This is a genomic window from Streptomyces sp. MnatMP-M17 (genome assembly GCF_900091995.1).
Taxonomy (GTDB): domain Bacteria; phylum Actinomycetota; class Actinomycetes; order Streptomycetales; family Streptomycetaceae; genus Streptomyces.
Map to the genome: position 1 here is coordinate 1 of NZ_FMDK01000783.1, position 5,163 is coordinate 5,163.

A 5,163-nucleotide genomic window follows, 5' to 3' on the forward strand; every position below is an offset into this window, starting at 1 on the left:
CAGCGGCTGATGTCACTGCGGGCACGCGAGCCCGGCAAGATCCAAACGAGAGGCCCTAGCTCTCCAGCTCCTTCGGAAGCCCGGGAGGGAGTTGTCTGGGGATCTCCGCGCTCCCCGGGGCGGTCTCCAGCGGAGGCAGCTCCGGGAGGGCGTCCCAGGGGATCTGGCGGCTGCGCAGGTCCGCGCGGACACGCTCGGCGACCTTCTTGGTGTCCCGTCGGTTCATCATCGCGCCGACGGCCGCACCGATCATGAACGGGACCAGATTGGGCAGATTGCGGATCGTGCGCTTCATGATCTGCTGCCGCAGCTCGCGCTTCATCCGGCCGCTCAGCGCGCCGTTGATGGTCGAGGGCTTGGTGATGTCGACGCCGCGCTCCTCCGTCCAGGAGGTCAGATAGGCGGCGCTGCGCTCCTTGAGCGTGCCGGGCGGGCGCAGCCCGTACACCTCATGGAGCTCCGCGATGAGCTTCAGCTCGATCGCGGCGACGGCCGTGATCTCGGCCGCCAGTTCGGCGGGCATCGCCGGCGGTACGGGCAGCATCGCGGCGGCGCCGACGCCGGCACCGACCGTGGAGCTGCTGTTCGCCGCGCCCGCGACCAGCTTGTCCGCCAGCTCCTCGGGGCCGAGGCCGGGAAACTGCTTGCGCAGTGTCGCGAGGTCGCGGACCGGGACCCGAGGAGCGCTCTCGATGATCCGGTCGGCGATATGCGCCAGCGCCGCCTTGGCGCTCGCGCCTCCCTTGCGCACACCCCGTTTGACGGTGTCCAGGCGTCGGCCCCTGGTCATGGAGCCGCCGCGATCCTCCCGGGCCGCTTCGAGCGAGGCCGGGAGGCCTCGCTCGTCGTCACGTGCGTCGTGCTGGGGCAGGAGGGCGGAGTGCTCGGCAGCGGGCTGAGCGCCTTCCGCCGGGCCTGTGCCGCCCTGATACGCCTCCGCCGACCTGCTACGGAGGCGTCGTTTCCGAAACGGTGTGTCGCCTGCCACGGCCGACCTGACCTCAGTCGCAGTCGCGGCAGATGGGCTGACCGTTCTTCTCCCTGGCGAGCTGGCTCCTGTGGTGCACCAGGAAGCAGCTCATGCAGGTGAACTCGTCGGCCTGCCTCGGCAGCACCCGGACGGACAGCTCCTCGTTGGAGAGATCCGCGCCGGGCAGTTCGAGCCCTTCGGCCTGCTCGAACTCGTCGACGTCGACCGCTGAAGTCGACTTGTCGTTCCGACGGGCCTTCAGTTCCTCAAGGCTGTCCTGATCGACGTCGTCATCGGTCTTGCGTGGGGTGTCGTAATCCGTTGCCATGTCGCTCTCCCCCTCTGGGTGTCTGTGGTGTCTCCAGCGCACGTAACGCGTGAGAGGCCGGACTTGTGCCCGACCTGAGGCGGAGATTTTGCCTCACATCAAGGTCTGTTACTCAATCGACACCCAACCGGACCCCTGAGGAGTGATCGGCTTCGGGTGGCGAAGGGGACCGTACACGGTCCTCCTGGTGTGCTTCACGGGCGCCACCCCGTGTACTTCCCGTGATCCCGGCCCCCGGAAACCCGGACTTTACCGGCTTTCCGATGAAGGCCTGATCACGCAGAGTGGATAGGCGTGAATTCGACCCTGTGATCGATCACACACGGACTCGCCGGTAACTCGGACCGTAAATTCCGCGCAAAGCGAACGAAGCCATCTGCTCCCCGAATACCGCGCGCAGCATCTCAGACCGGGAGAGTGACACGCATCACGAGCCCACCGCCCTCGCGGGGTTCCGCGAAGATCCGGCCGCCATGGGCGCGCGCCACGGACCGGGCGATCGAGAGGCCGAGTCCCACTCCCTTGTCACTGCCCGTACGCTCCGTGCGCAACCGCCGGAACGGTTCGAAGAGATTGTCGATCTCGTACGCGGGAACCACGGGTCCGGTGTTCGACACCAGCAGGACCGCCTGGCCCTGCTGGACCTCGGTGGAGACCTCCACCCAGCCGCCCTCCGGGATGTTGTACCGCACGGCGTTCTGCACCAGGTTCAGCGCGATCCGCTCCAGCAGGACGCCGTTTCCCTGGACGACCGCGGGCGCGCACTCCGTACGGATGTCCACTCCCTTCGTCTCCGCCTCCGTGAGGCACTGGTCCACCGCGCGGGTGGCGACCTCGGCGAGATCGACCGGTTTTCGCTCCACGATCTGGTTGTCGCTGCGGGCGAGCAGCAGCAGGCCCTCCACCAGCTGCTCACTGCGCTCATTGGTGGCCAGCAGCGTCCTGCCGAGCTGCTGGAGCTCCGTCGGCGCCGCCGGATCGGAGAGATGGACCTCCAGCAGGGTGCGGTTGATCGCCAGCGGTGTACGCAGCTCGTGCGAGGCGTTGGCGACGAACCGCTGCTGCGCGCTGAAGGCACGCTCCAGCCGGTCCAGCATCTCGTCGAAGGTGTCCGCCAGCTCCTTCAGCTCGTCGTCGGGACCGTCCAGCTCGATCCGGCGCGACAGGTCGGAGCCGACCACGCGGCGCGCGGTACGGGTGATCCGGCCCAGCGGCGACAGCACCCGTCCCGCCATCGCGTAACCGAAGGCGAAGGCGATGACGCTGAGGCCGACCAGGGCGAACAGGGAGCGGCTGAGCAGATCGTCCAGCGCCTGCTTGCGCTGCTGGTTGACACAGCTGTTCATGGCCGCATTGAACTGCTCGGGCGGCGCCTGGCTCGGGAAGTTGCAGACCTCGCTGCTCACCTTGCCGGTCACGATCTTGAAGGGCAGCTCACTGCCCACGTGCAGGGCCTGCGCGGCCAGCAGATAGATGATCGAGAGCAGCAGGATGCCGGCGATCAGGAACATCCCGCCGTACAGCAGCGTGAGACGTATGCGGATGGTCGGGCGCACCCAGGGCAGCGCCTGGTCGGGCCTGCGCGGGTCCCAGGTGGGCTTCGGAGGTGCCGCGGGCGGCAGCGGGGTGGTTGCCACGGGCAATCAGATCCGGTAGCCAGAGCCGGGCACCGTGACGATCACGGGCGGCTCGCCGAGCTTGCGGCGCAGCGTCATGACCGTGACCCGTACGACATTGGTGAACGGATCGGTGTTCTCGTCCCAGGCCTTCTCCAGAAGCTGCTCGGCCGAGACCACCGCGCCCTCGCTGCGCATCAGCACCTCCAGCACCGCGAACTCCTTGGGCGCGAGCTGGATCTCCCTGCCGTCCCGCAGGACCTCACGGCGATTGGGATCGAGCTTGATCCCGGAGCGCTCCAGGACGGGCGGCAGAGGCACGGTCGTACGCCGTCCCAGGGCCCGCACCCGGGCGATCAGCTCGGTGAACGCGAAGGGCTTGGGCAGATAGTCGTCCGCGCCCAGCTCCAGCCCTTCCACCCGGTCGCTGACATCGCCCGAGGCCGTGAGCATGAGGACCCGGGTGGGCATCCCGAGCTCGACGATCCGGCGGCAGACGTCGTCGCCGTGGACGAGAGGGAGATCGCGGTCGAGCACCACCACGTCGTAGTCGTTGACCCCGATGCGCTCCAGGGCGGCGGCGCCGTCGTACACGACGTCGACGGCCATGGCCTCCCGGCGCAGTCCGGTGGCCACCGCATCGGCGAGCAGTTGCTCGTCCTCGACGACGAGTACACGCACGTCGCTTTCCTTCCTCTGGGCCCTGTCACCCGTGGTCGGGGCAGGTTGTAGCACTGGCTGTGCGGGCCCATCCTGCCCGTCCGGGCCATAAACCGGCGGTAAGACGATGCCGGGGGGACCTGGGGCGGCCGGGAATGGAACGGATTGTTTGAGTCGTTGAGGTTTCTCGAAGTCGGACCCTGGGGAAGACGACTTCACACCCGAGATCACGCCCTGTTTGTGGCACGCCACACCCTTTCTGTCATCCAGAGGCAGTGGGTGCGTGATCTACCCGCCGTCGGCACACCCCCGTGCCACTGACCCACGACGAGGGGGCGCAATGGACGCGTTCACCGCCGGGCTTCTACAGCGTATAAAGGCCACGGAAACGGATCTCAACCGAGCCCGGGAGACGGGCGACGACTTCCTTGTGGACGTCGATCAGGAGGAGCTGGAAGACCTCCGCCGGCTCGCGGCCGAACATGGCGTGGAGGTCGGCGCCGCGAGCGCCTGACCCGCACTCCTCAGCCGTACGGCCCCGCTGCCACAGATTCTTCGCGGGGCCCGAACCGTACCCATGTGAAAAGAGCCGTAGCGACCTACAGAGAAGGGCCCCGATGCCGTGGGGACGGCGCCGGGGCCCTTCCGTATGCCACACACAGGGCCTAGTCGTGCCAGGCGCCGTACTCGTCCAGCAGGGCCTGGAGCGGTTCGAAGACGCCCGGGGCCGCGGCCACCGTGAGATCGAAGCCCGGCCGGGCGCCGGGGCGGCCTCCGGTGAGCGCGCCCGCCTCACGGGCGATGAGATCGCCGGCCGCGAGGTCCCAGGGATGCAGCCCGCGCTCGTAGTAGCCGTCCAGACGGCCCGCCGCCACATCGCAGAGATCGGTCGCCGCCGAGCCACCGCGCCGGATGTCGCGCAGCCGCGGGATCAGCCGCTGGGCGACCGCGGCCTGATGGGCGCGGACGGTGGTGACGTAGTTGAAACCGGTCGAGACGAGGGCTCGCTCCAGCGGCGGAGCGGGCCGGCCGTGGACCGGCCGGTCGTTGAGGAAGGCTCCGCCGCCGAGCACGGCGCGGAAGGTCTCGCGCCGCATCGGGATCTCGACGACGCCGACGAGTGTCTCGCCGTCGCGTTCTGCGGCGATCGAGACGGCCCAGGTGGGCAGTCCGTAGAGATAGTTGACGGTGCCGTCCAGCGGATCGATGACCCAGCGGATCCCGCTGCTGCCCGCCGAGCTGGCGCCCTCCTCGCCGAGGAAGCCGTCGTCCGGGCGGTGTTCGGCGAGATGGCCGGTGATCAGCTTCTCGGCGGCGATGTCCATCTCGGTGACGACATCGATGGGGCTGGACTTCGTGGCGGCCACGGCCAGATCGTCGGGACGGCCGTCGCGCAGCAGCTCACCGGCCCGGCGGGCCGCCTCCAGGGCGAGCGCGAGCAGTTCGGCGGCCAGGGCCCCATCGGTCCGGTCTGGCCGGCCGGCCTTGTCGGGCTGGTCGGTCGCGTCGGGTCGGGCGTCGGTCACGGTGGCTCCCTAAGAATGTGAGGCGGTCCGGGAGGACCGGGTGTGGCTGATGGTGGGTTGTCG

The 5,163-nt window shown here is 68.9% G+C and carries 6 protein-coding genes; 1 reads left to right on the forward strand and 5 read right to left on the reverse strand.

Annotated features, from left to right (window positions below):
* Positions 1–55: 55 nt before the first annotated feature.
* The 4 genes from GA0115259_RS30430 to GA0115259_RS30445 form a co-directional block, all read right to left on the reverse strand.
* Positions 56–988, reverse strand: a complete 933-nt coding sequence (locus tag GA0115259_RS30430) for a hypothetical protein (protein WP_093602965.1) — start codon at positions 986–988, stop codon at positions 56–58.
* 13 nt (positions 989–1,001) lie between these two features.
* A complete protein-coding gene (locus GA0115259_RS30435; protein WP_030350183.1) occupies positions 1,002–1,298 on the reverse strand; it encodes a DUF4193 domain-containing protein in 297 nt (98 codons plus the stop codon).
* Between the two features lie 404 nt (positions 1,299–1,702).
* The gene (locus GA0115259_RS30440; RefSeq protein WP_093602967.1) at positions 1,703–2,935 is read right to left on the reverse strand and encodes a sensor histidine kinase; all 1,233 of its coding nucleotides are present in this window, start codon (positions 2,933–2,935) and stop codon (positions 1,703–1,705) included.
* 6 nt (positions 2,936–2,941) lie between these two features.
* Entirely contained in the window at positions 2,942–3,595 is a 654-nt protein-coding gene (locus tag GA0115259_RS30445) for a response regulator transcription factor (protein ID WP_093602969.1), read from the reverse strand.
* Between the two features lie 319 nt (positions 3,596–3,914).
* On the opposite strand from GA0115259_RS30445, the gene GA0115259_RS40710 reads away from it, so the two are divergent.
* The gene (locus GA0115259_RS40710) at positions 3,915–4,088 is read left to right on the forward strand and encodes a hypothetical protein (RefSeq protein WP_169922638.1); all 174 of its coding nucleotides are present in this window, start codon (positions 3,915–3,917) and stop codon (positions 4,086–4,088) included.
* 151 nt (positions 4,089–4,239) lie between these two features.
* On the opposite strand, the gene GA0115259_RS30450 is transcribed toward GA0115259_RS40710, so the two are convergent.
* Positions 4,240–5,028, reverse strand: a complete 789-nt coding sequence (locus GA0115259_RS30450) for an inositol monophosphatase family protein (protein WP_093602971.1) — start codon at positions 5,026–5,028, stop codon at positions 4,240–4,242.
* Between the last annotated feature and the right edge of the window lie 135 nt (positions 5,029–5,163).